Source organism: Streptomyces sp. NPDC031445 (assembly GCF_055581365.1).
Window position 1 is genome coordinate 508,652 of sequence record NZ_JBVIJO010000003.1, and the last position, 26,442, is coordinate 535,093.

Annotated in this window: 23 protein-coding genes; 13 read left to right on the forward strand and 10 right to left on the reverse strand. The window is 73.1% G+C overall.

Going from position 1 to position 26,442, the window contains the following annotated elements:
* Positions 1-34: 34 nt before the first annotated feature.
* Positions 35-1,633 carry an MDR family MFS transporter gene (locus tag ACZ5DC_RS12560; protein ID WP_468652018.1) on the forward strand — a complete coding sequence of 533 codons (1,599 nt, stop codon included), beginning with the start codon at positions 35-37 and terminating at the stop codon, positions 1,631-1,633.
* 343 nt (positions 1,634-1,976) lie between these two features.
* Here the strand turns inward: ACZ5DC_RS12560 and cseC are convergent, their stop codons facing one another.
* The 5 genes from cseC to ACZ5DC_RS12585 form a co-directional block, all read right to left on the reverse strand.
* Positions 1,977-3,362 (reverse strand): two-component system sensor histidine kinase CseC, encoded by a 1,386-nt coding sequence (gene cseC / locus ACZ5DC_RS12565; protein ID WP_468652020.1) that lies wholly within the window; start codon positions 3,360-3,362, stop codon positions 1,977-1,979.
* Positions 3,363-3,375: 13 nt separating this feature from the next.
* Positions 3,376-4,080 carry a two-component system response regulator CseB gene (gene cseB, locus ACZ5DC_RS12570; protein WP_366750277.1) on the reverse strand — a complete coding sequence of 235 codons (705 nt, stop codon included), beginning with the start codon at positions 4,078-4,080 and terminating at the stop codon, positions 3,376-3,378.
* 62 nt (positions 4,081-4,142) lie between these two features.
* Positions 4,143-4,796: a hypothetical protein gene (locus ACZ5DC_RS12575; RefSeq protein ID WP_366750278.1), complete on the reverse strand. Its 654-nt coding sequence runs from the start codon at positions 4,794-4,796 to the stop codon at positions 4,143-4,145.
* The gene (locus ACZ5DC_RS12580; protein WP_468652023.1) at positions 4,784-5,323 is read right to left on the reverse strand and encodes a SigE family RNA polymerase sigma factor; all 540 of its coding nucleotides are present in this window, start codon (positions 5,321-5,323) and stop codon (positions 4,784-4,786) included. The genes ACZ5DC_RS12575 and ACZ5DC_RS12580 overlap by 13 nt, the downstream gene beginning before the upstream one ends.
* A 285-nt stretch (positions 5,324-5,608) precedes the next feature.
* Positions 5,609-6,484: an A/G-specific adenine glycosylase gene (locus ACZ5DC_RS12585; protein WP_171154015.1), complete on the reverse strand. Its 876-nt coding sequence runs from the start codon at positions 6,482-6,484 to the stop codon at positions 5,609-5,611.
* A gap of 181 nt (positions 6,485-6,665) precedes the next feature.
* On the opposite strand from ACZ5DC_RS12585, the gene ACZ5DC_RS12590 reads away from it, so the two are divergent.
* On the forward strand, positions 6,666-7,505 hold the full coding sequence (locus ACZ5DC_RS12590) for a hypothetical protein (RefSeq protein WP_468652025.1): 840 nt from the start codon (positions 6,666-6,668) through the stop codon (positions 7,503-7,505).
* A gap of 88 nt (positions 7,506-7,593) precedes the next feature.
* Here the strand turns inward: ACZ5DC_RS12590 and disA are convergent, their stop codons facing one another.
* A complete protein-coding gene (disA, locus tag ACZ5DC_RS12595) occupies positions 7,594-8,718 on the reverse strand; it encodes a DNA integrity scanning diadenylate cyclase DisA (RefSeq protein ID WP_015493313.1) in 1,125 nt (374 codons plus the stop codon).
* A gap of 80 nt (positions 8,719-8,798) precedes the next feature.
* Positions 8,799-10,208, reverse strand: coding sequence for a DNA repair protein RadA (gene radA / locus ACZ5DC_RS12600; protein ID WP_468652027.1), 1,410 nt, complete (start codon positions 10,206-10,208; stop codon positions 8,799-8,801).
* Between the two features lie 222 nt (positions 10,209-10,430).
* On the opposite strand from radA, the gene ACZ5DC_RS12605 reads away from it, so the two are divergent.
* Positions 10,431-12,398 (forward strand): BACON domain-containing protein, encoded by a 1,968-nt coding sequence (locus ACZ5DC_RS12605; RefSeq protein ID WP_468652029.1) that lies wholly within the window; start codon positions 10,431-10,433, stop codon positions 12,396-12,398.
* A gap of 90 nt (positions 12,399-12,488) precedes the next feature.
* On the opposite strand, the gene ACZ5DC_RS12610 is transcribed toward ACZ5DC_RS12605, so the two are convergent.
* On the reverse strand, positions 12,489-13,340 hold the full coding sequence (locus ACZ5DC_RS12610) for a DUF3109 family protein (RefSeq protein WP_468652031.1): 852 nt from the start codon (positions 13,338-13,340) through the stop codon (positions 12,489-12,491).
* Between the two features lie 71 nt (positions 13,341-13,411).
* Here ACZ5DC_RS12610 and ACZ5DC_RS12615 point away from each other — a divergent pair, with 71 nt between their 5' ends.
* The 4 genes from ACZ5DC_RS12615 to ilvD all read left to right on the forward strand — a co-directional run bounded on the left by ACZ5DC_RS12615 (position 13,412) and on the right by ilvD (position 17,874).
* A complete protein-coding gene (locus tag ACZ5DC_RS12615; RefSeq protein WP_468652033.1) occupies positions 13,412-14,344 on the forward strand; it encodes a Ppx/GppA family phosphatase in 933 nt (310 codons plus the stop codon).
* 127 nt (positions 14,345-14,471) lie between these two features.
* Positions 14,472-15,293 carry a sugar phosphate isomerase/epimerase family protein gene (locus ACZ5DC_RS12620; RefSeq protein ID WP_165951822.1) on the forward strand — a complete coding sequence of 274 codons (822 nt, stop codon included), beginning with the start codon at positions 14,472-14,474 and terminating at the stop codon, positions 15,291-15,293.
* A complete protein-coding gene (locus tag ACZ5DC_RS12625) occupies positions 15,290-15,925 on the forward strand; it encodes a TetR/AcrR family transcriptional regulator (protein ID WP_468652035.1) in 636 nt (211 codons plus the stop codon). The genes ACZ5DC_RS12620 and ACZ5DC_RS12625 overlap by 4 nt, the downstream gene beginning before the upstream one ends.
* 95 nt (positions 15,926-16,020) lie before the next feature.
* Positions 16,021-17,874, forward strand: a complete 1,854-nt coding sequence (gene ilvD, locus ACZ5DC_RS12630; protein WP_366750287.1) for a dihydroxy-acid dehydratase — start codon at positions 16,021-16,023, stop codon at positions 17,872-17,874.
* Positions 17,875-17,994: 120 nt separating this feature from the next.
* On the opposite strand, the gene ACZ5DC_RS12635 is transcribed toward ilvD, so the two are convergent.
* Positions 17,995-20,178: a serine/threonine-protein kinase gene (locus tag ACZ5DC_RS12635; RefSeq protein ID WP_468652038.1), complete on the reverse strand. Its 2,184-nt coding sequence runs from the start codon at positions 20,176-20,178 to the stop codon at positions 17,995-17,997.
* A 152-nt stretch (positions 20,179-20,330) separates the two neighbouring features.
* Between ACZ5DC_RS12635 and ACZ5DC_RS12640 the strand changes: the two genes are divergently transcribed.
* From ACZ5DC_RS12640 to proC, 6 genes are all read left to right on the forward strand, one after another.
* The gene (locus ACZ5DC_RS12640) at positions 20,331-20,666 is read left to right on the forward strand and encodes an SH3 domain-containing protein (protein ID WP_366750289.1); all 336 of its coding nucleotides are present in this window, start codon (positions 20,331-20,333) and stop codon (positions 20,664-20,666) included.
* 141 nt (positions 20,667-20,807) lie between these two features.
* On the forward strand, positions 20,808-21,353 hold the full coding sequence (locus ACZ5DC_RS12645; RefSeq protein WP_468652040.1) for an EamA/RhaT family transporter: 546 nt from the start codon (positions 20,808-20,810) through the stop codon (positions 21,351-21,353).
* 119 nt (positions 21,354-21,472) lie between these two features.
* The gene (locus tag ACZ5DC_RS12650; RefSeq protein WP_468652042.1) at positions 21,473-22,270 is read left to right on the forward strand and encodes a class I SAM-dependent methyltransferase; all 798 of its coding nucleotides are present in this window, start codon (positions 21,473-21,475) and stop codon (positions 22,268-22,270) included.
* A 92-nt stretch (positions 22,271-22,362) separates the two neighbouring features.
* Positions 22,363-23,175 carry an ABC transporter ATP-binding protein gene (locus ACZ5DC_RS12655; RefSeq protein WP_468652044.1) on the forward strand — a complete coding sequence of 271 codons (813 nt, stop codon included), beginning with the start codon at positions 22,363-22,365 and terminating at the stop codon, positions 23,173-23,175.
* A complete protein-coding gene (locus tag ACZ5DC_RS12660; protein WP_468652046.1) occupies positions 23,172-23,978 on the forward strand; it encodes an ABC transporter permease in 807 nt (268 codons plus the stop codon). The genes ACZ5DC_RS12655 and ACZ5DC_RS12660 overlap by 4 nt, the downstream gene beginning before the upstream one ends.
* Positions 23,979-24,056: 78 nt before the next feature.
* Positions 24,057-24,869, forward strand: a complete 813-nt coding sequence (proC, locus tag ACZ5DC_RS12665) for a pyrroline-5-carboxylate reductase (protein WP_468652048.1) — start codon at positions 24,057-24,059, stop codon at positions 24,867-24,869.
* Positions 24,870-24,899: 30 nt separating this feature from the next.
* On the opposite strand, the gene trpS is transcribed toward proC, so the two are convergent.
* A complete protein-coding gene (gene trpS / locus ACZ5DC_RS12670) occupies positions 24,900-25,925 on the reverse strand; it encodes a tryptophan--tRNA ligase (RefSeq protein ID WP_468652050.1) in 1,026 nt (341 codons plus the stop codon).
* Positions 25,926-26,442: the final 517 nt, after the last annotated feature.

The window sequence follows — 26,442 nt, forward strand, 5'->3', positions numbered from 1 at the left end:
AGTAAGTAGCTGCCGCAGGGGGAATGGAAAGACGATGGCGGACACGGTCGAAAGTGTCATAGCTGAGGGCGGACAGCCCCAGAGTGCTGCCGAGGGCAAACCGCCCCGGAGCGTGCGGGTGGTGCTGCTCGCACTGATGATCGCGATGATGCTCGCGATGCTGGACAACATGATCGTCGGTACGGCGATGCCCACGATCGTGGGCGAGCTGGGCGGCCTGGAACACCTCTCCTGGGTCGTCACCGGCTACACCCTGGCCACCGCGGCCTCCACCCCCATCTGGGGCAAGATCGGCGACATGTACGGGCGCAAGGGCGCCTTCCTCAGCTCGATCGTGATCTTCCTGCTCGGCTCGGCGCTGAGCGGCATGGCCCAGGACATGGGCCAGCTGATCGGGTTCCGTGCCGTACAGGGCCTGGGCGCCGGCGGTCTGATGGTCGGCGTCATGGCGATCATCGGCGACCTGATCCCGCCGCGGGAGCGCGGCAAGTACCAGGGCATGATGGCCGGCGTGATGGCGCTGGCGATGATCGGCGGCCCGCTCGTCGGCGGCACCATCACCGACAACTGGGGCTGGCGCTGGGCCTTCTACATCAACCTGCCGCTCGGCGCGGTCGCCCTCGCGCTCGTCACCGCCGTACTGCACCTGCCGAAGAAGCGCTCCAAGGCCGGCATCGACTACCTGGGCGTGCTGCTGCTCACCGTCGGCATCACCTCCATCGTGCTGGTCACCACCTGGGGCGGCACCGAGTACGCCTGGACCTCCGCGCGGATCATGGAGCTGACCGGCATCGGCGTGGCCGCGCTGGTCGGGTTCGTGTTCTGGCAGACCAAGGCCGCCGAACCGGTCGTGCCGCTGCACATCTTCAAGAGCCGCAACTTCACCCTGATGTCGGTCATCGGCTTCATCACCGGCTTCGTGATGTTCGGCGCCACCCTGTTCCTGCCGCTCTACCAGCAGGCCGTGCAGGGCGCCTCCGCCACCAACTCCGGACTGCTGCTCCTGCCGATGCTCGGCGCGATGCTCGTGACCTCGATGGTCGCCGGGCGGGTCACCACCAACAGCGGCCGGTACAAGATCTTCCCGATCGTCGGCGGCGTCCTGATGACCGTCGGCCTGTACCTGCTGTCCCTGATGGACACCGGCACGACCCGCCTGACCTCCGGTCTCTACATGGCCGTGGTCGGCGCGGGCATGGGCTGCCTGATGCAGATCACCATGCTGGTCGCGCAGAACAGCGTCCAGATGAGGGACATGGGCGTGGCGTCCTCCTCCACCACCCTGTTCCGTACGCTCGGCTCCTCCTTCGGCGTGGCCATCATGGGCGCCCTGTTCAACCACCGGGTCCAGGACGTCATGGCCGAGCGGGCCGGCGCGGCGGGGGCCAAGATGACCGAACAGTCGGCGCAGCTGGACGCGAAGAGCCTGGCGAAGCTCCCGGCGGCGGCCCGCGAGGCGTACCAGCACGCGGTGTCCTCCGGCACGCACTCGGCGTTCCTGCTCGGTGCCTGCATCTCGGTGCTGGTGCTGATCGCGGCGCTGTTCGTCAAGGAGGTGCCGCTCAAGGGCGGTCCCAAGGCCGCCGCGGAGGGCGCCGACGCGGCGCCCGTGACCGTGGTCGAGGCCGTCTGAACCAGCCATAGCCCGAAGGCCCCGGCGCGCGTCCACAGCGCCGGGGCCTTCGGCCGTCCGAGGCGCGGGCCCGGGACGGCGCCGAGGCCGGGCGGCGCTGGGCCTGGACGGTGCCGGGCCGCGGTGCTGGGCCTGGGCGGTGCTGGCCCCGGACGGTGCTAGTCCGGGACGGTTCCGGTGCTGGGCTGGACTGGGCCGGGGCGGTGCCGGGCCGGGGCGGCGCTGAGCCCGGACGGTACCGGCGCGGTGCCGGGGCTGGGCGGCGGGCTCTGGCTCGGGCTTCCCGGTGAGCGGTGAGCCTGGGCGGCGGGATACGGATCGGGCCCCGGTGCGCGGTGCGTCCTCACGTGTCCCGGGGCGCGCGGTGGGACGGCAGCGACGTGCCGCCGGACGCGGGCAGGAGCGGATAGCTGCCCGTGTTGGTCGGGGCGTGCTCCGGCAGCCACAGCACGGCCACCGCACCCTCCGCGGGAACACCGGCGGGCGCCGCCACGGGCCGTACGTTGCGGAACGTCAGCCGGGCCCCCAGCACCCGCGCCTGGCCCGCCGCGATGGTCAGGCCGAGGCCGTGGCCCTGCCCGGCGCGGTCCTTGCTGCCGGTGCGGAACCGGCTCGGCCCCTCGGCGAGCAGCTCGTCCGGGAAGCCGGGGCCGTGGTCGCGGACCCGGATGACCCGTCCCTCCACGGTGACCTCGATCGGCGGCCGGCCGTGCCGGGCGGCGTTGGCGAGCAGGTTGAACAGCACCCGCTCCAGCCGCCGCGGGTCGGTGGTGACCTCCGACTCGTGCACCACCCGTACGGCGATGTCCGGATCCTTGGCCGCCACCCGGCGCGCGACGAACTCGCCGAGCATGATGTCCTGCAACTCCGCCCGCTCCGAGGCCCCGTCCAGCCGGGCCACCTCCAGGACGTCCTCGACCAGGGTGCGCATGGCCTTGGCCCGGTCCAGGACCAGCTCCGTGGGCCGGCCGGGCGGCAGCAGCTCGGCCGCCGTCAGCAGACCCGTCACCGGGGTGCGCAGCTCGTGCGCGATGTCGGCGGTGACCCGCCGCTCGGCCTCCAGGCGCTGCCGCAGCGCGTCCGCCATGGCGTCCACCGCGCGCGCGAGTTCGTCGGTCTCGTCCCGTACGACCCCGCCGATGGCCTCCTGCACGCGTACGTCGGTCTCACCGGCCGCGGCCTGGTTCGCGGCGGCCGCCGCCTTGCGCAGCCGGCGGGACAGCTGCCCGCCGATCAGCACGCCCAGCGCGCTGCCGCCGAGCACGACCGCCACCGAGCCGATGACCAGGGCCTGGTCCAGGTCCTGCAGCATGTCGGTGCTGCGGTCGGGCAGATGGCTGTGCAGGGACAGCACATGTCCGTCCTTCACGGGTACGGCCGCCCAGACGTCCGCCACCCCGTGGTGCTCGGAGACGTCGCTCGCCCGGCGGCCCCGCTCGACCCTCTCGCGCAGCGCGGCCGGCAGCTCTGGGTCGTCGACCTTGACGTAGGGGAAGACCGGCCCCCGGTTCAGCTCGTAGTTGCGCTGGGCCATCAGGACCCGGTCGTTGGCCAGCTCGCGCGCGTTGTCCAGCATCGAGACGCGGGCCGCGTTGTGCACGACCAGGCTGAGGACGATCGCCACCAGCCCGGCCACCAGCGCGATGGCCGCGCTGACCTTCCACCGGAGCCCGGTGCGCAGGCCCGCGCGCTCCATGCGCCGGACCGGATGCCGAAGAATCCCCCGCATACCGCCGCTCCGCTCAGGCCTTCAGCTTGTAGCCGAAGCCGCGGACCGTCTCGATCCGGTCCTGGCCGATCTTCTGCCGCAGCCGCTGCACATGCACGTCCACGACCCGGGTGTCGCCGCCCCAGCCGTAGTCCCACACCCGCTCCAGCAGCTTGTCGCGGGAGAGCACGGTGCCCGGGGCGGCGGAGAACTCCAGCAGCAGCCGCATCTCGGTCGGTGTCAGCGCCACCGGCTGCCCGGCCCGGCGCACCTCCATGCCGTCGGTGTCGATCTCCAGGTCGCCGAAGGCGAGCGTGCCGCCGCCGTCCGCCGACACGGCCTCCTCCGCCTGCGCGGACCCGCCGGCGTGCCCGAAGCGGCGCAGCACCGCGCGGATCCGGGCGACCAGCACGGCACCGTCGAAGGGCTTGGTCACGTAGTCGTCGGCGCCCGCCTCCAGCCCCAGGACGACGTCGATGGAGTCGGCGCGCGCCGACAGCATGATCACCGGCACGGTCGACTCGTCCCGGATCCGGCGGCACAGGCTGACGCCGTCCAGGCCCGGCACCATGACGTCCAGCAGCGCGATGTCGGGGCGGTTCGCCCGGAACGCCTCCAGGCCCGACAGGCCGTCGGGCATCGCGGTGACCGCGAAGCCGTCCCGCTCCAGGGCGAGCTGGGTGGCCTCGCGGATGACGTCGTCGTCCTCGACGAACAGGACGTGGGTCTGGTCTGCCATCCCGGTGCTCTCAGTCTTCGTGGGGTAGGTGCGGCGGTCGGGTGTGCGAGGGTGCGGGGCGGTCAGCTGTCCGGCACGGGTGTCGGGCCCCCGCCGGCCGACTTGCTGTACTCGTTGCGCGTGGGCTTGCCCTGGGCGAACCGTCCCGCCTTCCAGGTGTACGGGGTCACGATCTCACCGGACGGGCTGGAGATCGGGTCGCCCTTCTCGTAGTACTGCCTGGTCACCGACAGGACGCCCTGGTCGATCTCGGCGTAGACCGGGGACTCCTCGCTCTTGAAGACGCTCCGGAACGAGCCACCGGCGTCCCGGTACACGTACGAGCCGATGCCGACGGCGTCGGCGCAGGTCAGCACGTTGACGACGACGTCGTCCACCGGGGCCCCGGTCAGATTGCCGTAGGAGACGTCGACCGGATATTCATCACCGTTGCACGGTTTCAGCTCGCGCTTGACCGCCGGCGACACCTCGGGATCGCTCTTGACCAGCGCCACGGGGTCCACCCGCCGGTAGTGCTCGGACGGGCTGGGGGAGGGGGAGGCGACGGCCCCCGCCATCGCCGAGGCGTGTGCCGGGCCCTCGTCCCGTGCGCCCGTGCCCCCGCTGCCGCACGCGGCGAGGAAAAGGGCGGGGGCGGCGAGCGCGGCCCCCACCGCGATCACCGCCTGTGTACTGCCTCGGGCCCGGTCGGGCCCGGCCCCGGTCAGGCCGCGCAACGCTCCCGCTCCTCACGCTCCAGAGCGCGTGCGTCCAGATCGCGGGCCTCCAGCTCCTCACGGAGCCGGGCGAGCGCCCGGTGCAGCGTGCTCTTGACCGTACCGGCCGACATGCCGAGGGCAGCGGCCGTCTCCTCAGTGGACATCTGCTCCCAGTGTCGCAGCACCACGACGCTGCGCTGCTTCGGTGCGAGCACCTTCATGACGTCCATCAGCAGGGCCCGGTCGGCGTGCTGCTCGGTGGAGTCCTCGACGGAGGCGTCCGGCAGCTGCTCGGTCGGCACCTCCTCCAGCTTGCGCGCCCGCCACCACTCGGTCCGCGTGTTGATCATGACGCGGCGCAGGTAGGCGTCGGCGAGGCGCTTGTCGGCGATGCCGTCCCAGCGGCCGTACGTCCGCACCAGCGCCGTCTGCAGCAGGTCCTGGGCGTCGACCGGGTCCGGGACCAGCCGGCGGGCGCTGCGCAGCAGCGCGTCCTGCCGGCTGCGGACGTACTCCTCGAATCCGAGCACCTCGCCCTGCGCCATGATCAACCGCCTCCGTTCCCCGTTGTGCTTCCGGCCCTCGCCCGAAGTCCCGCTCTCCCCGCGCCCGGTGGTCCGCCGGGCACGCAGTAGAAGCTACGGAGTGGTTGTCACGGGGCTGTGCGGACCAGCCTGCGGCTGGCAATCAGCTATCCGTCGGTTGTGTAACGGACGGACGAACTGGGTAGCGCCAACGGGGAAGTTGTCCTGGTATGGGGCGATTTGTCCGATCGGTTTCTCCGTAACGGACGCCGGGCGGCTGTGACTTGGCCGTGGGCCGGCCGTGCGTCAGCCGAGCGGCAGCCGGTAGAGGCCGCCCGGAAGGGGCTCCACCAGACCGTCGGCGACCAGCCCGTCGAGCGCGCGCGCCCGCTGCACCGGCTCGTGCCACACCCGGTCCAGCACCGCCTGCGGCACCGGCGCGTGCGCCTCCCGCAGCACGGCCAGCAGCTTGCCCCGCACCTGCCGGTCCGTGCCGGCGTACGTCTGTCCGCGGCGCGGCGGACCCGCGTGCTCCGGCTTGCCCGCGAGCCGCCAGGCGCACTGCGCGGCGATGGGGCACCGCGCGCACCCCTCGTTCTTCGCCGTGCACACCAGCGCGCCCAGTTCCATGGAGGCGGCGGCCCACCGCGCGGCGGTCCGCTCGTCCTGCGGCAGCAGCTCCCGCGCCAGGCGCCGCTCGGCGGCCGTGGTGGCGTTCGGCGGGTACTGCACCCCGGTCACCGCCCGCGCGAGCACCCGGCGCACATTGGTGTCCAGCACCGCGTGCCGCTGCCCGTACGCGAACGAGGCCACCGCGGCGGCCGTGTACTCACCGATGCCGGGCAGCGCCAGCAACTGCGCGTGATCCGTCGGTACGTCACCGCCGTGCCGCTCCGTTATGGCGACCGCGGCGCCGTGCAGGCGCAGCGCGCGGCGCGGATAGCCGAGCCGGCCCCAGGCGCGCACCGCCTCGCCGGGCGCCTCCTTCGCCAGGTCGGCGGGGCGCGGCCAGCGGGCCAGCCACTCCTCGTAGACGGGCAGCACCCGGTTCACCGGGGTCTGCTGGAGCATGAACTCGCTGACCATCACGCCCCACGGGCCCGCCTCCGGGCGGCGCCAGGGAAGGTCGCGGGCGTGGATGTCGAACCAGGCGATCACGGGGGCGTGCAGCTTCTCAGTCATGGCCCTTCCGATCCTGCCACGGGTTGGCGGGCCCGATGGGTGACCGACCGCTCACCGAGCGTGGCGGAACGGGAAGGGCCGTGCCGTCCGCGGCAGTTACCGGGATGATGATCCGGAAAAGTTGACGCCGGCGCGGCGGGTGACGCGAGCAAGCGCGGCGATCTCTCGTACAGTTTGCGCCGTGGGATCTCTGCGCAATCCGGTCGGGCCGCTTCCCTCCACCATCTACTGGCGTCGGAGGGCCGTACTGCTGTCCGTGGTCGCCCTGTTGGCGCTGGTGATCATATGGATCGTCACCGCCGGCGGCGGGGGCGGCAAGAAGAACGCCGACGGGTCCAACGGCAAGAATCCCACGCACACCATCACGCCCGGACCGAGCTCGTCCGGTCCCGCCATCAGCCAGCACCCGGGCGGGCGCGACGAGTCGGGCGGCGGCAACTCCGGCGGCAGCGGCTCCGGTTCGGGCTCGGGCTCGGCCTCGGGCTCGGGTTCCGCCTCCGGAGGGGACGGCGGTCCCGCCGGCGGCTCCTCGGGCTCCGGTGGCGGCTCGGGTTCCGGTACGGCCTCCGGTGGCGGCGGTGTCGGTGCGGGCGACACGCTCCCGGCGTCCTCCACGCTGCCCGACTGCACGTCCGGAGCGGTGTCGTTGAGCCTGCGCAGCCTGCGCAACTCCTACTCCCCGGACCAGACGCCGACGTTCGAACTGACCGCGAAGAACGGCTCGTCGGCCGACTGCAAGGTGGATCTCGGCCCGAAGAACGCGGTGTTGACGGTCACGCCCGCGGACGGCGACGACGCGCTCTGGTCGTCGGCCGACTGCCCCGGAGGCGCGGGCAGCCTGGTGTTCCGGGTGCCCGCCGGCCAGAGCATCACCTACACCGTGAAGTGGGACCGCAAACCGAGCGCGGCCCACTGCGCGACGCCCTCCGGGGGCGCGGCGAAGCCGGGCACGTACCTGCTGGAGGCCAAGACCCCGGGCTTCGGCAAGACCCAGGCGTCGTTCGTACTGTCGGCTGACTGAGGAGCGCGCGGAACCGCGCGAACACTCCCACGCACCCGCAGTCGCCGTACGCCCTCCGGCTGCGAGCCCTCAGGCGCCCGGCCGGACCTCAGACGTAGCGCTCCAGGATCGACGACTCCGCCAGGCGCGACAGCCCCTCCCGCACGCTCCGCGCGCGGGCCTCGCCGACCCCGTCCACGGTCTGCAGGTCGTCGACGCTCGCGGCGAGCAGCTTCTGCAGGCCCCCGAAATGCTCCACCAGCCGGTCGATGATGGCGCCCGGCAGCCGCGGCACCTTGGCCAGCAGCCGGAACCCGCGCGGGGACACCGCCGAGTCGAGCGTCTCGGGGGACCCCGTGTAGCCCAGCGCCCGCGCCACCGTGCCGAGTTCGAGCAGCTCGGCGTGGGTCAGCGCGTCCAGCTCGGCCAGCGCCTCGTCGACCGTGCGGGACCGCTTGGCCGTGGGCTCGGGCACGTAGTCGCGGACGACCAGCGAGCGGTCGGGCTCGACACCGGCGATCAGCTCCTCCAGCTGGAGGGCGAGGAGACGGCCGTCCGTGCCCAGCTCGACCACGTACTCGGCGATCTCGGTGGCGATGCGGCGGACCATCTCCAGCCGCTGCGCGACCGCCGACACGTCCCGGACCGTGACCAGGTCCTCGATCTCCAGCGCCGACAGCGTGCCCGCGACCTCGTCCAGCCGGAGCTTGTACCGCTCCAGGGTCGCCAGCGCCTGGTTCGCGCGGGACAGGATCGCCGCCGAGTCCTCCAGGACGCGCCGCTGACCGTCCACGTACAGGGCGATCAGCCGCATCGACTGGGAGACCGAGACCACCGGGAAGCCGACCTGCTTGGACACCCGGTCCGCCGTGCGGTGCCGCGTGCCCGTCTCCTCCGTCGGGATCGTCGCGTCCGGCACGAACTGCACGCCCGCCCGGAGGATCTTGGACAGGTCCGAGGACAGCACGATGCCGCCGTCCAGCTTGCACAGCTCCCGCAGCCGGGTCGCGGTGAACTCGACGTCCAGCACGAAACCGCCCGTGCACATCGCCTCGACCGTCTTGTCCGAGCCGAGGACGATGAGCCCGCCGGTGTTGCCGCGCAGGACGCGCTCCAGCCCGTCACGCAGGGCCGTACCGGGTGCCACGGCGCTCAGCGAGGCGCGCATCAGGCCATCGGAACCGGCACTCCCACCGGACTTGCCGGGAGCTGCTGCCCGGTCGTTGGCTGCCACTGCACTCCTCCGGTCGCAGGTTCTGACGCGCTCCCGCACCCGCACTCGGTTCGTACGGACGGGCGAGACCTGGGCAAAGTCTACCGGCGCTCCTCCGCCTCCCGTGGGGCCTCTCGGCGACGGGAGCGCGGCAGGACCCGGAGCGCGTCGCCCATGTCGGCGACTTCCAGGACCTTCATGCCGGCCGGCACCTTGCCCGGATCGCCCGGTACGAGCGCGTGCGTGAAGCCCAGCCGGTGCGCCTCGGCGAGCCTGCGCTGCACGCCCGTGACCCGTCTGACCTCGCCCGCGAGCCCGACCTCGCCGATCGCCACCAGGTTCTTCGGCAGGGGGGTGTCGCTGGCGGCCGAGGCGAGGGCGAGCGCGATGGCGAGGTCGGCGGCGGGCTCCGACAGCTTCACGCCGCCGACCGTCGCCGAGTAGATGTCCCGCTTGCCGAGCGCGCTGATCCGGCCGCGCTGCTCCAGGACGGCCAGCATCATCGACACCCGGGAGGTCTCCAGCCCGGACGTCGTACGGCGCGGGGAGGGGATCTGGGAGTCGACGGTCAGCGCCTGCACCTCGGCCACCAGCGGACGGCGGCCCTCCAGCGTGACGGTCAGGCAGGTGCCCGGGACCGGCTCGGCCCGGCGGGTCAGGAACAGGCCGCTGGGGTCGGCGAGACCCGTGATGCCCTCGTCGTGCAGCTCGAAGCAGCCCACCTCGTCCGTCGCCCCGTACCGGTTCTTCACGCCCCGCACCAGGCGCAGGCGCGCGTGCCGGTCGCCCTCGAAGTGCAGGACGACGTCCACCAGGTGCTCCAGCAGGCGGGGCCCGGCGATGGCGCCGTCCTTCGTGACGTGGCCCACGAGCAGCGTGGACATGCCCCGCTCCTTGGACGCCCGGATCAGCGCGCCCGCCACCTCGCGGACCTGGGCCATGCCGCCGGGCGCGCCCTCGATCTCCGGGGAGGCCACCGTCTGCACCGAGTCGAGGATCAGCAGGGACGGCTTGACCTCGTCCAGGTGGCCGAGGACGGCGGACAGGTCGGTCTCGGCGGCCAGATAGAGGTGGTCGTGGAGCGCGCCGATGCGGTCGGCGCGCAGCCGCACCTGGCTCGCCGACTCCTCGCCGGTCACATAGAGGGTGCGGTGCTCGGGGCCGGCCGCCTTGGCGGCCACGTCCAGCAGCAGGGTGGACTTGCCGACGCCGGGCTCGCCCGCGAGCAGGACGACGGCGCCGGGCACCAGGCCGCCGCCGAGCACCCGGTCCAGCTCCGGCACACCCGTCGTGCGGGCGGTGGCCTGGCGGCCGTCGACCTGGCCGATGGGCAGCGCCGAGCTGGTCACCCGGCCCGGGGCCGTGGTGCGGACCGCGGGCGCGCCGTACTCCTCGATCGTGCCCCAGGCCTGGCACTCCGGGCAGCGGCCGAGCCACTTGGCCGTCTGCCAGCCGCACTCGGTGCAGCGGTAGGACGGGCGGTCCTTGGTCGTCTTGGTACGGGCAGCCATGCGGAGAACCGTAGCCCGGAGCACTGACACCGGGGCGGGCGGTCGGGTGCGCGGGAGCGGGGGGCACGTGTGGGTGAACCGTTCTCGGCCACCGCCCGCAGGGATCCAGCCGCGGAATAAAGGGTTCCTGTCCCCTTATGAGGGATCGTTTCACCCGTACGGATTAAAAGTGCTCAAGGTGCCAGAAGGGGCACTCCGCGGCCGCCTACGGTCGCACGGGTGATGAGCAGCAGTCCGGAGACGACCACCCGCACGACAGGCGCGCACCGGGCGCATCGCGGGGCACGTGAGGCCCGTGACGCACGACGCGAGGCGCGCGAGAACCGTGAGGAGAAGGAGGCGCGCGACCGCGCCGCCGCACGCAACGTCGCCCAGCGCACGCCGGCGCGCTACGAGCCGTACCTGGACGGCCTGTTCACCTACTGCCTGTCCGTCCTGTGCGACCACGACACGGCCACCGCCGCCCTCGGCGACGTCCTCGCCCTGGCCGAACGGCGCGGCCACCGGGCCCCCGGTGCGCCCGGCGACCGCAGGGCCTGGCTGTACGCCCTCGCCCGCTGGGCCTGCCTCCGCAAGCTCGCCGAGGCCAAGCAGAAACGTCAGGCCACACACGCGGCGGGGCGCGGCGGGCCGGGCGGCGCCGGAAAGGGGACAGGCGGGCCGCCCGGGGCCGAGCGGACCGCCGGGCCGGGCGGGTCTGCCGCGCCGGCCGGGTTCACAGGGACGGAGGGGCCGTCCGGATCTCCGGAACCGCCCCTGGGATCGCACAGGTCTCCCGCGTCTCACGGGCCCGCCGGACCCCGCGCCGCCGCTCAGTGGCCCTCCTGGGCCGACGGGAGTGCCCGGCCCCCCGGGTCCGCCGGTAAGGAGCCCCCCGCCGGAGAACCCTCCACGCCGGCCGCGCTCCCCCCGGAGGTCCAGGAGCGGCGGCGGCGTGAACTCGCGTTGCTGGCCTGGCCGGAGGCCGCCGGGACCACGCCCGAGCAGCGCGAGGCCCTGGAACTCGCCGTCCGTCACCACCTCGCCGCCCACGAGGTCGCCGCCGTCCTCGGCATGGAGCCCGCCGCCGCCCGGGAACTGCTCGCGTCCGCCGCCTGCGAGGTCGAGCGCACGCGCGCGGCCCTCGCCGTGGTCGAGACGGGCGGCTGCCCCAGCGTGGCCCACCTCACCGGTGACAACCGGCTGGTCCTCAGCGCGGCGGTGCGCCGCGAGCTGGTCCGGCACGTCGACGACTGTCCGCGCTGCCGCCGCACCGCCGAGCGCGCGGTCCCCGGCCACTGGCCCGGCGCCACGGTCACCCCCGCCGAGCTGCCCGTCCTGGAAGCCCCGCGCGCGGCCCTGGCACGCCACCCGCGCGCGAGGGGCGCGGCCGTGCCCCGCTTCGACCGGCGCGGCTTCCCGATGGACCCCAAGGACCGCGCCGCCCGCCGCGACCGCATCCGCGCGCGGGCGGTCACGACGACGGTCGTGGCCACCGTCGTCGCCGCGCCGGTCCTCGCCCTGTGGGCCGCCTACCGGGGCGGGCCGGCCGGGGAGGACGACGGGCGCCCGGCGACCGCGCGGGAGGCGCAGGGCCCCGGGGCACTCGGCGGCGACACGTCCGGCGGCTACGAGAACGCGGGGAACGCCAGCGTGAAGCCGGGCGTCCGCATGGGCAAGGACGGCAAGGCGGACGTCTCGGTGGAGGTCGTCAGCGTCGGCGGCACGGGCGCCAAGGGCGCCGGACAGCTGGAGGTGAGCGCCGCCAACGACGGCGACACGACCCTGATCACCCTCACGGCGTCCGGCGCGTCCCAGGTCCGCTGGTCGGTGTCCACGTCGGCCGGCTGGCTCTACTTCAGCCAGTCCTCCGGAACCCTGGAGCCCGGCCGGACGCTGACGGTCAAGGTGTACGTCGACCACCTGCGCGAGCCGTCCGGCCACTGGCACGCGCAGGTGGCGGTGGCACCGGCGGGCGCGGTCGTCTCGATCGACGGCTACGGCACGGCGCCGAGCCGCCCTGCCCCGCCCCACGCCTCACCGACACCGCCGTCGCCCCCGCCGAGCACACCGCCCACCGAGCCGCCCGCCACGCAGTCCCCGCCGCCCTCGGACCCGACGCCGACCCCGACGTCCCCGCCCCCCTCCGACTCCCCGACGCCGACTCCCACGCCGACCGACACCGGCACCCCGACCCCGGCGGACAGTTAGGCGCCGGCCGGGAGGACGGGATCTGTCAGCCGGGAGAGCCAGGAAAGCCGGCAGAGCCGGCAGAGCCGGGTGAGCGGGCGGAGAAGGCCGTCACGAGGCTCCCGGGTCGGCCGGGTGGGGCGCCACCAGGGGCAACCGCGACGCCAGCCGCGCCTCGCACAGCTCGACCAGACGGTCGTACCCCGCCTTGCCCATCAGCTCCGTCAGCTCGGCCCGGTAGGACACGTACACCGGCTCACCCGCGCCGTGCGCCGACGTCGCCGAGGTGCACCACCAGTGCAGGTCGTGCCCGCCCGGCCCCCAGCCCCGGCGGTCGTACTCCCCGATGGACACCTGGAGCACCCGCGTGTCGTCCGGCCGGTCGATCCACTCGTACGTCCGCCGGATCGGCAGCTGCCAGCACACGTCCGGCTTGGTCTCCAGCGGCTCCCGGCCCTCCTTCAGCGCCAGGATGTGCAGCGAGCAGCCGGCCCCGCCCGCGAACCCGGGCCGGTTCTGGAAGATGCACGACCCCTGGAACGGCCGCGTCTGCCGGGAGCCCTCCTCGTCCTCGGAGACCCACCCGTTGCGCGTGCCCTCGTCATGGTGCTGCCAGAGCTCCGGCGTGAGCCGCGCCACGTGCGCGGCGACCCGCTTCTCGTCGTCCTCGTCGGAGAAGTGCGCCCCCAGCGAGCAGCACCCGTCGTCCGCGCGGCCCGCCTGAATGCCCTGGCAGCCGCTGCCGAAGATGCAGTTCCAGCGAGAGGTCAGCCAGGTCAGATCGCAGCGGAAGACCTGCTCGTCGTCCGCCGGATCAGGAAACTCCACCCAGGCGCGGGCGAAGTCGAGCCCCTTCTCGTCGCCCATCAGCGCCTCCGTGGTGGTTCTGGCGGCCTTGTGACCTTTGTCCGCCTTGTTCGACTTGTCGGCTTTGTCGACCTTTGCCTTTTTCGTCTTTGGCACCCGTCCAGGGTAAGTGGCCGGGTGCCGCATCGGGGACCGAGGACGGACGATCTGGCAGTAGCGTTCCGTACATGAGACTCGGTGTCCTGGACGTGGGTTCGAACACGGTGCACCTGCTGGTGGTGGACGCGCACCCCGGCGCGTGCCCGCTGCCCGCGCATTCGCACAAGGTCGAACTCCGGCTCGCCCAGCTCCTCGACGACAGCGGTGCCATCGGCGACGAAGGCATCGACCGGCTGATCGCCGTCGTACGGGACGCGCTCCAGGCCGCGGAGGACAAGGGCGTCGAGGACCTGCTGCCGTTCGCGACCTCCGCCGTCCGCGAGGCCACCAACGCCGACGACGTCCTCGCGCGCGTGGCCGACGAGACCGGTGTACGGCTCCAGGTCCTCGCCGGAGCCGAGGAGGCCCGGCTCACCTTCCTCGCCGTACGCCGCTGGTTCGGCTGGTCCGCCGGGAAGCTGCTGGTCCTGGACATCGGCGGCGGCTCCCTGGAGATCGCCTTCGGGATGGACGAGGAACCGGACGCGGCCGTCTCCCTCCCGCTCGGCGCCGGCCGTCTCACCGTCGGCTGGCTGCCCGGCGATCCGCCCGCCCCCGAGGACGTCCGCGCCCTGCGCCGCCACGTCCGCACGGAGATCGCCCGCACGGTCGGCGAGTTCAGCCGCTTCGGCGCCCCCGACCACGTGGTCGCCACCTCCAAGACCTTCCGGCAGCTCGCCCGCATCGCTGGTGCGGCCCGCAGCGCCGAGGGCCTCTACGTCCAGCGCGAACTCAAGCGCGAGTCGCTGGAGGCGTGGGTCCCGCGCCTGGCCGGCATGACCGTGGAGCAGCGCGCCGAACTCCCCGGCGTCTCGGACGGCAGGGCCGGCCAGCTCCTCGCCGGCGCCCTGGTGGCAGAGGCCGCGATGGACCTCTTCGGCGTGGAGCAACTGGAGATCTGCCCCTGGGCCCTGAGGGAGGGCGTGATCCTGCGGCGCCTCGACCACATGGGTTCGGATTAGCGCCCCCGAAGGGGCGCGGGGAACCGCGCGGGAAGCGACCACGCGCCCGCACCAGGCAAATGGCAAACCTCACAACGGCGAATAGCCACCCAACACCCGAGCCCCTCAGCGCCGTATGGTGACGGACGTGGCTGAACCAAGGGACGCAGACGTGCGCATCGCGCTCTCGACCGCCTCCGTCTACCCCGAGTCGACGGCGACGGCCTTCGAGATCGCCGCGCGCCTCGGTTACGACGGCGTCGAGGTCATGGTGTGGACCGACCCGGTCAGCCAGGACATCGAGGCCCTGCGTCGCCTGTCGGACTACCACGGCATCCCGATCCTGGCCGTCCACGCCCCCTGCCTGCTGATCACCCAGCGCGTCTGGTCCACCGACCCCTGGGTCAAGCTCCAGCGGGCCCGGGCGGCGGCGGAGAAGCTGGACGCCTCCACCGTCGTCGTCCACCCGCCCTTCCGCTGGCAGCGGCAGTACGCCCGGGAGTTCGTCGACGGGATCTGGCGGATGGCGAACGAGACGGACGTGCGCTTCGCCGTCGAGAACATGTACCCCTGGCGCTACCGCGACCGCGAGATGCTCGCCTACGCCCCCGACTGGGACGTCACCCACGACGACTACCGGCACTTCACGATCGACCTCAGCCACACGGCGACGGCCCGCACCGACGCCCTGGGCATGATCGACCGCATGGGGGACCGGCTCGGGCACGTCCACCTCGCCGACGGCCGGGGCTCCGCCAAGGACGAGCACCTGGTGCCCGGCCGGGGCACCCAGCCCTGTGCCGAACTGCTGGAGCGCCTGGTGCACACCGGCTTCGACGGCCATGTCGTCATCGAGGTCAACACCCGGCGGGCGATGTCCGGCGCCGAGCGCGAGGCCGACCTCGCCGAGGCCCTGGAGTACACCCGCAAGCACCTGGCCGCCGCGGCCGTACGGGTGACCCGCCGATGACCGCCTCCCCGCCGGCGCACGACACCGCCCCCGAGCCGCCCGCCCGGCGCCGGGGCCGCCCCCCGCGCACCGAGTCCGCCGGCACCCGGGACCGCATCCTCGCCGCCGCCCGCGAGGAGTTCTCCGCGCGCGGCTACGAGAAGACGTCCGTACGCGGCATCGCCAAGGCCGCCGGCGTGGACTCCGCACTCGTCCACCACTACTTCGGCACCAAGGAACAGGTCTTCGAAGCCGCCATCGAGGTCGCCTTCGCCCCCGCGCTGAACGCGCCGGAGGCGGTCGCCGAAGGCCCCCCGGACGCCGTCGGCGAGCGGCTGACCCGGTTCGTCCTCGGCATCTGGGAGAACCCCACCACCCGCACCCCGCTGCTCGCGATCGTGCGCTCCGCCGTCAACAACGACACGGCCGCCGCCGTCTTCCGCCGCCTGGTCGCCACCCAGCTGCTGCGCCGCATCGCCGCCCAGCTGGAGCTGCCGGACGCCGAGCTGCGCGCCGAGCTGGCGGCCGCCCAGCTCGTGGGCTGCGCCATGCTCCGGTACGTGATCAAGGTGGAGCCGCTGGCGTCGGCCGACCTGGAGCGGATCATCGCCCGGGTCGCCCCCGTCGTACAGGGGCACCTGACGGCTCCGTGAAACGCGCATCCCGCGATGCGGACACCTTGTCCCGCCCACTGGATGACCGGCGTACGCTCGACAACAGCCACATCCGTCTGAAGGAGCGAGCGACGATGCCCGAGCTGAGGTCCCGCACAGTCACCCACGGCCGCAACATGGCGGGCGCCCGCGCCCTTATGCGCGCCTCCGGTGTACCCGGTGCGGACATCGGCCGGAAGCCGATCATCGCCGTCGCCAACTCCTTCACCGAGTTCGTGCCGGGCCACACCCACCTCCAGCCCGTCGGCCGCATCGTCAGCGAGGCGATCAAGGAGGCCGGCGGCATCCCGCGCGAGTTCAACACGATCGCCGTCGACGACGGCATCGCCATGGGCCACGGCGGCATGCTGTACTCCCTGCCCTCCCGCGACCTGATCGCGGACTCGGTCGAGTACATGGTCGAGGCGCACTGCGCCGACGCCCTGGTCTGCATCTCCAACTGCGACAAGATCACCCCGGGCATGCTGATGGCGGCCCTGCGCCTGAACATCCCGACGGTCTTCGTCTCCGGCGGCCCCATGGAGTCCGGCCGCGCCACCCTCGTGGACGGCACGGTCCGCACCCTCGACCTGGTCGACGCGATCTCCGACGCCGTCAACGACAAGATCTCCGACGAGGACATCCTCCGCATCGAGGAGAACGCCTGCCCGACCTGCGGCAGCTGTTCCGGCATGTTCACCGCCAACTCGATGAACTGCCTGACCGAGGCCATCGGCCTGTCCCTGCCCGGCAACGGCTCGGTCCTCGCCACCCACACCGCGCGCCGCGCCCTGTACGAGAACGCGGCCCGCACGGTCATGGACCTCACCCGCCGCTACTACGAGCAGGACGACGACACCGTCCTGCCCCGCAACATCGCCACCTTCCAGGCCTTCGAGAACGCCATGGCCCTGGACATCGCGATGGGCGGCTCCACCAACACGATCCTGCACCTGCTGGCCGCCGCGCAGGAGGCGGGCGTCCCGTTCGGCCTGGACCAGATCGACGCCGTCTCGCGCCGCGTGCCGTGCCTGGCCAAGGTCGCCCCCAACGTCGCCAAGAACCGCACGTACTACATGGAGGACGTGCACCGCGCCGGCGGCATCCCCGCCCTCCTCGGCGAACTGCACCGCGCCGGCCTGCTCAACGAGGACGTCCACGCCGTCCACAGCCCGTCCCTCGCCGACTGGCTGAAGACCTGGGACGTGCGCGGCGGCTCCCCGTCCCAGGAGGCCGTGGAGCTGTGGCACGCGGCGCCCGGCTGCGTCCGCTCCGCCGAGGCGTTCTCCCAGTCCGAGCGCTGGGAGGCCCTGGACGACGACGCCGAGAACGGCTGCATCCGCTCCGCCGAGCACGCGTACTCCAAGGACGGCGGCCTCGCGGTCCTGCGCGGCAACCTCGCCGTCGACGGCTGCGTGGTCAAGACGGCCGGCGTGGACGAGTCGATCTGGACCTTCGAGGGCCCGGCCGTCGTCTGCGAGTCCCAGGAGGAGGCCGTCCAGCGCATCCTCACCCAGGAGGTCAAGGACGGCGACGTCGTCGTCATCCGCTACGAGGGCCCCAAGGGCGGCCCCGGCATGCAGGAGATGCTGTACCCGACCTCGTACCTGAAGGGCCGCGGCCTCGGCAAGTCCTGCGCCCTGATCACCGACGGCCGCTTCTCCGGCGGCACCTCCGGCCTCTCCATCGGCCACGCCTCGCCCGAGGCGGCCTCCGGCGGCACCATCGCGCTGGTCCAGGACGGCGACCGGATCCGCATCGACATCCCGGGCCGCACCATCGAGCTGCTGGTCGACGAGGCCGAGCTGGCCCGCCGCGAGCAGGCCCTGAACGGCGTCTACGCCCCGAAGAACCGCGAACGCAAGGTCTCCGCCGCCCTGCGCGCCTACGCGGCGATGGCGACGAGCGCGGACAAGGGCGCGGTGCGCGACGTGTCCCGCCTGGGCTGAGCCGGGGCACCCGCCCGGGCCGAGCCGAGGCAGAAGGGCCGCTCCCGGCCGGGGGCGGCCCTTCGCCGTTCCATGGAGGACCCTTCGCCGTCCCGCGCAGGGTCCTCCCCGTGACCGGGGTCACCAGGCCGACGGTTTCCCGCCGTCCACGGTGAAGACCGTGCCGTCGGGCGCGGCGCCGAGGACGCGGGGGCCGACCGGCACCGGCGCGGGCGGGGTGCTCACGACCTCGGCCGAGTTCGCGCCCAGCCGCGCCGGCGTCTGCCCGACGAGCCTGCCGTCGCCGGCGTCGACGGCGAGCAGCCGGCCGTCGCTCGCGGTGAGGTACACCCGCCCGCCCCGCACGACGGGCGCCGAACCACGGCTCACCGACGTCTCCAGGTGCCACAGGTGCTTGCCCGACCGCCCGGATTCCAGGTCCACGGCGTCCAGGGAGCCACCGGTGGCCAGCACGTAGACCACGTTCCCGCGCACCGTCGCGTGCGCGCCGTCGAGGACGGCGGGCAGCGCCACGCGCCGGGTCGCGCCCGTGCCGGGGGTGTAGCGGACGATCTCCTTGGCGCCGTACGCGCTGTCCACGGCCAGGAAGAACACCGAACCGCCCTGCGCCGCGAACGGCTTGAGCCAGCCGCCGAGCCGCACGTCCCACCGCACCCGGCCGGTGCCCGGGTCCACGGCGGTCACCTGTGTGCTCGTCCCGTCGGCGGACGTGCGCGTCGCGAAGGCCGTCGGGGCGCCGGGGAACGCGTCGAGGACCGGCAGGCCCCGACCGGGCACCGCGCTCCGCCAGCGCGTGGCGCCGTTCGCGCCGTCCACACCGGTGACCGTGCCGTCGGCGCTGGTGAGCAGGGCCGTGTCACCGGCGTAACGCACGGTCGTCCCGGCCGGCAGCCGCCGCTGCCACACCTGCCTGCCCGTGGCCGGATCCAGCCCGGCGAGCCGTGCGCCGCCGCCGTCCGTGTACGGCTGGACCAGCCCGCCGGAGAGGACCGGGGGGCCGCTCGTGGACCCGGTGCCGACCGAGCGCCGCCACAGCAGCCCGCCGTCGCTCGCGGAGAGCGCGAAGACGGCACCCGGCCGCGCGCAGAACACCTTCCCGGCCGCGTACGCGCAGTGCGGCATGCCCTCGCCGCCGACCGCCGGCCGGGCCGTCCACGTGCCGCCGGAAGCCGCCGTCAGGGTCGGCTCGCCCGCTCCCCTGGCTGCCTGATCGTTTCCGCCGGACACCCACACTCCGACGAGCGCGCCGAGCAGCGCCAGCCCGAGGCTCCCCGCCGTGAGCGCCACCACCCGCCGGCGCCCGAGGCGTCGGCCCGTACGCCGACGGGGGCCTTCGGAGCGGCCGGCACTCTCGGAGCGGCCGGCTCCGGCAGGAGATCCCCCTGCCTGTGCCGCCCCTGCCGCCGCCCCGGCTTCCGCGGGAGTCCGCTCCTCGCCGGCCCGTTGCGCCGGTATGAACGCCTGGGTGTCGTACGAGGCCGCCACCGAGCGCAGTTCCCGCATCAGTTCGTCCGGCGTGGGCCGGTCCTCGGGTTCCTTGGCCAGACACCGGCGTACCAGCGGTGCGAGCCCTTCCGGCACGCCGGTCAGGTCGGGTTCGTCGTGGACCACCTGGTAGGCGACGACGTACGGGCTGTCGGAGTCGAACGGCCCGCGCCCGGTGGCCGCGTGCACCATGACCGAACCGAGCGCGAAGATGTCGGCGGCCGGGCCGACTTCCCGGGGCCGCCGGAACTGCTCGGGCGCCATGAACGGCGGAGTGCCGATCAACTTGCCGGTCTCGGTGCGCAGTTCGCTGTCCTTCGGCCGGGAGATGCCGAAGTCGATGACTTTCGGCCCGTCGTCGGCGAGCAGCACGTTGCTGGGCTTGAGATCCCGGTGCACGACCCCGACCCGGTGGATGTCCCGCAGCGCCTCGGCGAGCCCCGCCATCAGCCGGCGCAACTGCTCCTTGGGCAGGGGGCCCTTCCGCTTCACCTGGTCGGAGAGGGTCGGCCCGGGGATGAACAAGGTGGCCATCCAGGGGCGTTCGGCCTCGGGATCGGCGTCCACGACAGATGCCGTGAAGGCCCCGCTGACCCGGCGCGCGGCGGCCACCTCCTGCCGGAAACGGCCCCTGAACTCGGGGTCCCGCGCGAATTCCGCGTGTACGACCTTCACCGCGAGCCGCATCCCCGAGGTGCTCCGGGCGAGGTGTACGACCCCCATGCCGCCGGAGCCCAGGCAGGACTCCAGCCGATAGTGCCCGGCGTACTCGGGAAGTTCCGCTTCCGCGCCCGCTCCGGTGTTGCGCTGTGGCGCCATGGACCACCCCCGTGCTCTTCGTCCGCGCGCGCGACGCACGGAGCCTAGTCGATGACTCGTACGAGACAGAGGCGGCTTGCTAGCGTCTGCGTGCGCGTCGCGCACCAGCGTTTCGCGCCGAGTTCGAGGAAGACGACGGGGGAGGACCATTCATGTCGGTCGACCGCGCACAAGAGGCCGAGGCCATCGAGAACGGAGCCGGTGACACCGGGAGCGTGGTGACGGAGGCGGCGGCAGCCGTCCGCACCTACGCCGTGGCGCCCGGCGTCCGGCTGAACGTCCGCAGCGGCCCGGGCACCCAGTACAACCTGGTCCGCGTCCTGCCGGAGGGCGTCCAGGTGCCGATCTACTGCCAGACACCCGGCACGACGGTGACGGGGACCTACGGCACGACGAACATCTGGGACCTCATCGACAGCGGCGAGTACGTCTCGGACGCCTACGTCCACACGGGCAGCGACGGCTACATCGCCTCCCGCTGCGGCTGACCCCGGCCCGCACCACCGGGCGCCGTGAGCCCCCCGTCCCGTCCGGGCCGTGCCCGGGCGGGCGGGGCCGCCGACGCGGAACCGCCGCCCGGACCCCGCCCCGCCCGGAAGCCCGCCCGCCGCCGGCGTCATAATCGTGCTGTGAGCGACGAAACCGGCACCCCGGACACCTCGGCGGGCTCCCTCGGCCGCACGCCCGAGGACGACGGCGCCCCGCCGCAGGGTGGCGGCCCCCGCCCGGAGCCCCTGCGCTTCTTCGGCACCTCCTGGGTCGACCACGACAACGGCTACGCGGCCCGCCGCGCCGGTGTCGCCGTAGGCTCCCTCGCCGCCGCCACCGTCTCCTGCCTGGTGCTGCGCCTCGCCTACGAGGGCATCCGGATCGCCGAGTCCGGCTCCTTCGTGACCGTGCTGGTCGTCGCCATGTTCGCGATCTGCAGCGCGCTCGCCTTCCGCAACACCTGGGAGGGCTTCGGCAGGCGTCACGACCCGCAGCGCCAGGCGTCCCTGCGCGGTCTGCTCGCCATCGGCTTCGTCGGCACCCTCCTCGCCTACTTCTTCCGCTCCCTCACCGAGGCGCCGGGCGAGAAGCTGCACCGCGAGGAGTACGCGCAGGCCCGTGAGGCCCACGCCCGCCGCACCACCCGCCGCACCGGCAACCCGTCGAAGAAGAAGCGCCGCCGGTAGGACGGCACCGTCGAACGGCAAGGTCGAACGGCAAGGACGGGACGCCGGCGGCAAAACCGCGGCCTCGGGACGGAAGACCGGGTACGCCAGGAGCCCGGCGATGCCGTAGACAGGACCCCATGACCGTCACCGAGCCGTCGCCCGCCGACCCGGGCGCCGCCCACGCCGCCCGCGCCGCCTCCTTCAACTCCGCCGCCGCCCAGTACGCCGCGAACCGCCCCTCCTACCCGCCCGCCCTCCTCGACGCCGTCGAGGAACTGGCCGGCCGCCCCCTCGCGGGCGCCAGGACGGTGGACGTCGGCGCGGGCACCGGCATCGCCACCGCCCTCCTGCACGCGCGCGGCGCCGACGTCCTCGCCGTCGAACCCGGCGCGGGCATGGCCGCCGAGTTCCGCCGCGCGCTCCCGCACGTCCCGCTCGTCCGGGGCAACGGCGACGCCCTGCCCGTCGCCGGCGCCCACGCCGACCTCATCACCTACGCCCAGGCCTGGCACTGGACCGACCAGGCCCACTCGGTGCCGGAAGCGCTGCGCGTGCTGCGCCCGGGCGGTGCGCTGGCGCTGTGGTGGAACACCCAGGCGCTGGACGTCGAGTGGATCGCCGACGCCGCCCGCCGCGTCGGCGCCTTCCTGGGCGTCGACGTCGCCGCCGAAGCACGCAAGGCCGGCGACCGCGTCGAGCTGGCCGACCCCAGCGGGCGCCTGGACTTCACCCGCCGCACGGTCCGCTGGAGCCGCCGCGTGCCGGTCGACGTCCACCTCGCCAACATCGGCAGCCACTCCGCCTTCCTCATCATGTCCGAGGAGCGCACGACCGCCTTCCTCGAAGAGGAGCGCGCCCACCTCCTGGAGGTCTTCCCGGACGGCACGATCGAGGAGACCTATGACGTCCTCCTCCTGGTCGCCCGCAAGCCCTGACCCCAGCTCCCGCACCTCTCACCGGCTGCCGCTGCCGTCTTTCCGTCGCCGCCCCTTGACGCCTCGACCCCTCCAGCCCAATTATTCATCACATGATGAATAATGAGCCGGGCCCTCCGGCCCCCGCTGCCCCGCCCCCCGCCGTCCACGCCGACGACCTCACCGTCACCCGCGGCCCCCGCACGGTCCTGCACCACCTCCGCTTCGCCGTCCCGCGCGGCCGGATCACCGGCCTGCTCGGCCCCTCCGGCTGCGGCAAATCCACCCTCATGCGTTCGATCGTCGGCACCCAGGCCAAGGTCACCGGCACCCTCGACGTCCTCGGCCACCCGGCCGGCCACCCCGCCCTGCGCAACCGCATCGGCTACGTCACCCAGGCCCCCTCCGTCTACGACGACCTCACCGTCCGCCAGAACCTCGACTACTTCGCCGCGATCCTCGACCCCGGCCGCGCCGCCGCCGACCGCCGCCACCAGCACGTCACCCAGGCCATCGCCGACGTCGACCTCACCAGCCACGCCGACGCCCTCGCCGGCAACCTCTCCGGCGGCCAGCGCGGCCGCGTCTCGCTCGCCGTCGCCCTCCTCGGAACCCCCGAACTCCTCGTCCTCGACGAACCGACCGTCGGCCTCGACCCCGTCCTCCGCCGGGACCTGTGGCAGCTCTTCCACGACCTCGCCGCCACCCGCGGCACCACCCTCCTCGTCTCCTCCCACGTCATGGACGAGGCCGAGCGCTGCCACCGCCTCCTCCTCATGCGCGAGGGCGAGATCCTCACCGGGGGCGAGACCGGGACAGAGACCCCGGACGCCCTGCGCGGCCGCACCGGCACCGACACCGTCGAGGCCGCCTTCCTGAGCCTGGTCGACGAAGCCGCAGGCCGCACCAGAGAGAGCACCCGATGAACCCCAGCCCCGCGACCACGGCACCCGCGACGACCCCCGCGGCACCCGCCACGGGCCCCAGCGCCCTCAACGCCTCCCGCACCACCGCCACCGCGGCCCGGGTCCTGCGCCAGCTACGCCACGACCCGCGCACCATCGCGCTGCTGGTCCTGATCCCCTGCGTGATGCTGATCCTGCTGCGCTACGTCTTCGACGCCAGCCCGCGCACCTTCGACACCATCGGCGCCTCGCTGCTCGGTATCTTCCCGCTGATCACGATGTTCCTGGTCACCTCCATCGCCACCCTGCGCGAACGCACCTCCGGCACCCTCGAACGCCTCCTCGCCCTGCCCCTCGGCAAGGCCGACCTCATCGCCGGCTACGCCCTCGCCTTCGGCGCCCTCGCCATCGTTCAGTCCGCCCTCGCCACCGGACTCGCGCTCTGGCTCCTCGGCCTGGACGTCACCGGCTCCCCCTGGCTGCTCCTCCTCGTCGCCCTCCTCGACGCCCTGCTCGGCACGGCCCTCGGTCTCTTCGTCTCGGCCTTCGCGGCCTCGGAATTCCAGGCGGTCCAGTTCATGCCCGCGGTGATCTTTCCCCAGCTCCTCCTCTGCGGCCTGTTCACCCCCCGCTCCGACATGCACCCCGTCCTGGAGGCCGTCTCCGACGTCCTGCCGATGTCGTACGCCGTCGACGGCATGAACCAGGTCCTCCACCACACCGACATGACGGCGGCCTTCGTCCGCGACGTGCTGATCGTGGCCGGCTGCGCGCTGCTCGTCCTGGGCCTGGGCGCGGCGACGCTACGACGGCGCACGGCGTGACCACGGGCCCCGCCCGCCGACGTTCCGCCCACCGGACAACCCGCCCGCACCCCCCACCCCGGTGCCAGACTGAACCGCATGAGCCAGAAAGTCGCAGTCCTCGGCACCGGCAAGATCGGCGAAGCCCTGCTCAGCGGAATGATCCGGGCCGGCTGGGCCCCCGGCGACCTCCTGGTCACCGCCCGCCGCCCCGAACGCGCCGAAGAACTCCGCACCCGCCACGGAGTCACCCCGGTCACCAACACCGAGGCCGCCAAGACCGCCGACACCCTGATCCTCACCGTCAAGCCGCAGGACATGGGCGCCCTCCTGGACGAACTCGCCCCGCACGTCCCCGCCGACCGCCTGGTCATCAGCGGAGCCGCCGGCATCCCCACCTCCTTCTTCGAGGAGCGCCTGGCCGCGGGCACCCCCGTCGTCCGCGTCATGACCAACACCCCCGCCCTGGTCGACGAGGCCATGTCGGTCATCTCCGCAGGCAGCCACGCCACCGAACAGCACCTCGCACACGCCGAGGAGATCTTCGGCGGCGTCGGCAAGACCCTCCGCGTCCCCGAGAGCCAGCAGGACGCCTGCACCGCACTCTCCGGCTCCGGCCCGGCGTACTTCTTCTACCTGGTCGAAGCCATGACCGACGCCGGCATCCTGCTCGGTCTCCCGCGCGACAAGGCCCACGACCTCATCGTCCAGTCCGCGATCGGCGCCGCCGTGATGCTCCGCGACAGCGGCGAACACCCCGTCAAACTCCGGGAGAACGTCACCTCCCCGGCGGGCACCACCATCAACGCCATCCGCGAACTGGAGAACCACGGCGTACGCGCCGCCCTCATCGCCGCCCTCGAAGCCGCCCGCGACCGCAGCCGCGAACTCGCCTCCGGCAAGAAGGACTGAACCGGCCGACCGCGCCGGAGCGCCGCCCGGCTAACGCGCGGCGCTCAGCGAGGGCTCCGCGACGGGCGGCAGCAGCCCGATCGCCCGGTAGGCCGTATCGACCGTCGGCCGGGCCAACGCCCTCGCCTTCTCCGCACCATCGCGCAGCACCCCCTCGACATACGCCGGATCTGCGCACAGCTCCCGATGCCTGGCCTGCACCGGCCGCAGCACCTCCACCACCGCCTCCGCGGTGTCCTTCTTCAAAGAGCCGTACGAGTCGTAAACGTCCGCCAGTGACTCAGGGTTCCCGCCCGTGCACGCGGCGAGAACATCCAGCAGGTTCGCGAGGCCCGGCCGCTCCGCCCGGTCGTAGACGACGTCCCGCCCGCTGTCCGTCACGGCCCGCAGCACCTTCTTGCGCACCACGTCCGGCTCGTCCAGCAGATAGACGACCCCCGCGCCGGAGTCGTCCGACTTCCCCATCTTCCTCGTCGGGTCCTGGAGGTTCATGACCCGCGCCGCCACCTGAGGGATCGTCGCCCTCGGCACCACGAACGCCTGCCCGTAGCGCTGGTTGAACCGCACCGCCAGGTCCCGGGTCAGCTCCACGTGCTGCGCCTGGTCCTCACCGACCGGCACCTCGTCCGTGCCGTACGCCAGGATGTCCGCCGCCATCAGGACCGGATACGTCAGCAGCGACAGCCGCACGCTCCCACCGCGCTCCCGCTCCTTCGCGGCCTTCTCCTTGTACTGGATCATCCGCCGCGCCTCCCCGTCGGTCGCCCCGCACTCCAGCAGGTACGACAACCGTGTGTGCTCGTCGACGTGGCTCTGCAGGAACACCGTGCACACCTCGGGGTCGAGCCCGGCCGCCAGCAACAAGGTCGCCGTCTGCCGGCTGAGCCTGCGTACGCGCGCCGGATCGTGGTCCATGGTCAGCGCGTGCAGATCCACCACACAGAACAGCGAGTCCGCCCGGTGCTGGTCCGCCTCGGCCCAGCGCCGCATGGCCCCCAGGTAGTTGCCCAGGGTCAGGTGCCCGGTCGGCTGAATCCCGCTGAAGACCCGAGTCATCTCCACTCCTTCTGGTCGGGACCGCCGCCCCTGCGGCCGGCCCCCGGGACCCGGAGGGAGATACGAGAACGGCCGCCGAAGCGGCGGCCGTTGAGTGCATACGTGAGTACGGCCGCCGTCAGGCGGCCCACCAGAGCTGGGTGCACGTACGCGTCATCACGCGCTCCACAGTACGCCCCGGGAGCGCCTCGCGGCGGCGAGTTGACACACCCCACGCCGATACGTACTGTTCTCCGAGTTGTCCGACGTGAGCGCCGACCCCGGTCGGTCCCCGGACAGCCATTCCGCAAGCACCACCCACTCAATCGACGCTCTTCGCGTCGGCTGTTTTGACGTGCGTATTTGCGAAATGAGGAATCCGCGTTCGAAAGGGCGCCGGCCGCCGATTAGCTCGGGAGCCAGGAATCCGCTAAAGTCTCACTCGTCGGAACGGCCCAACAGCCGCGAGGACGAACCCCGCTGACCGGGGATCAGACGCCGAAAGGATCTGATAGAGTCGGAACCGCCGGAAAGGGAA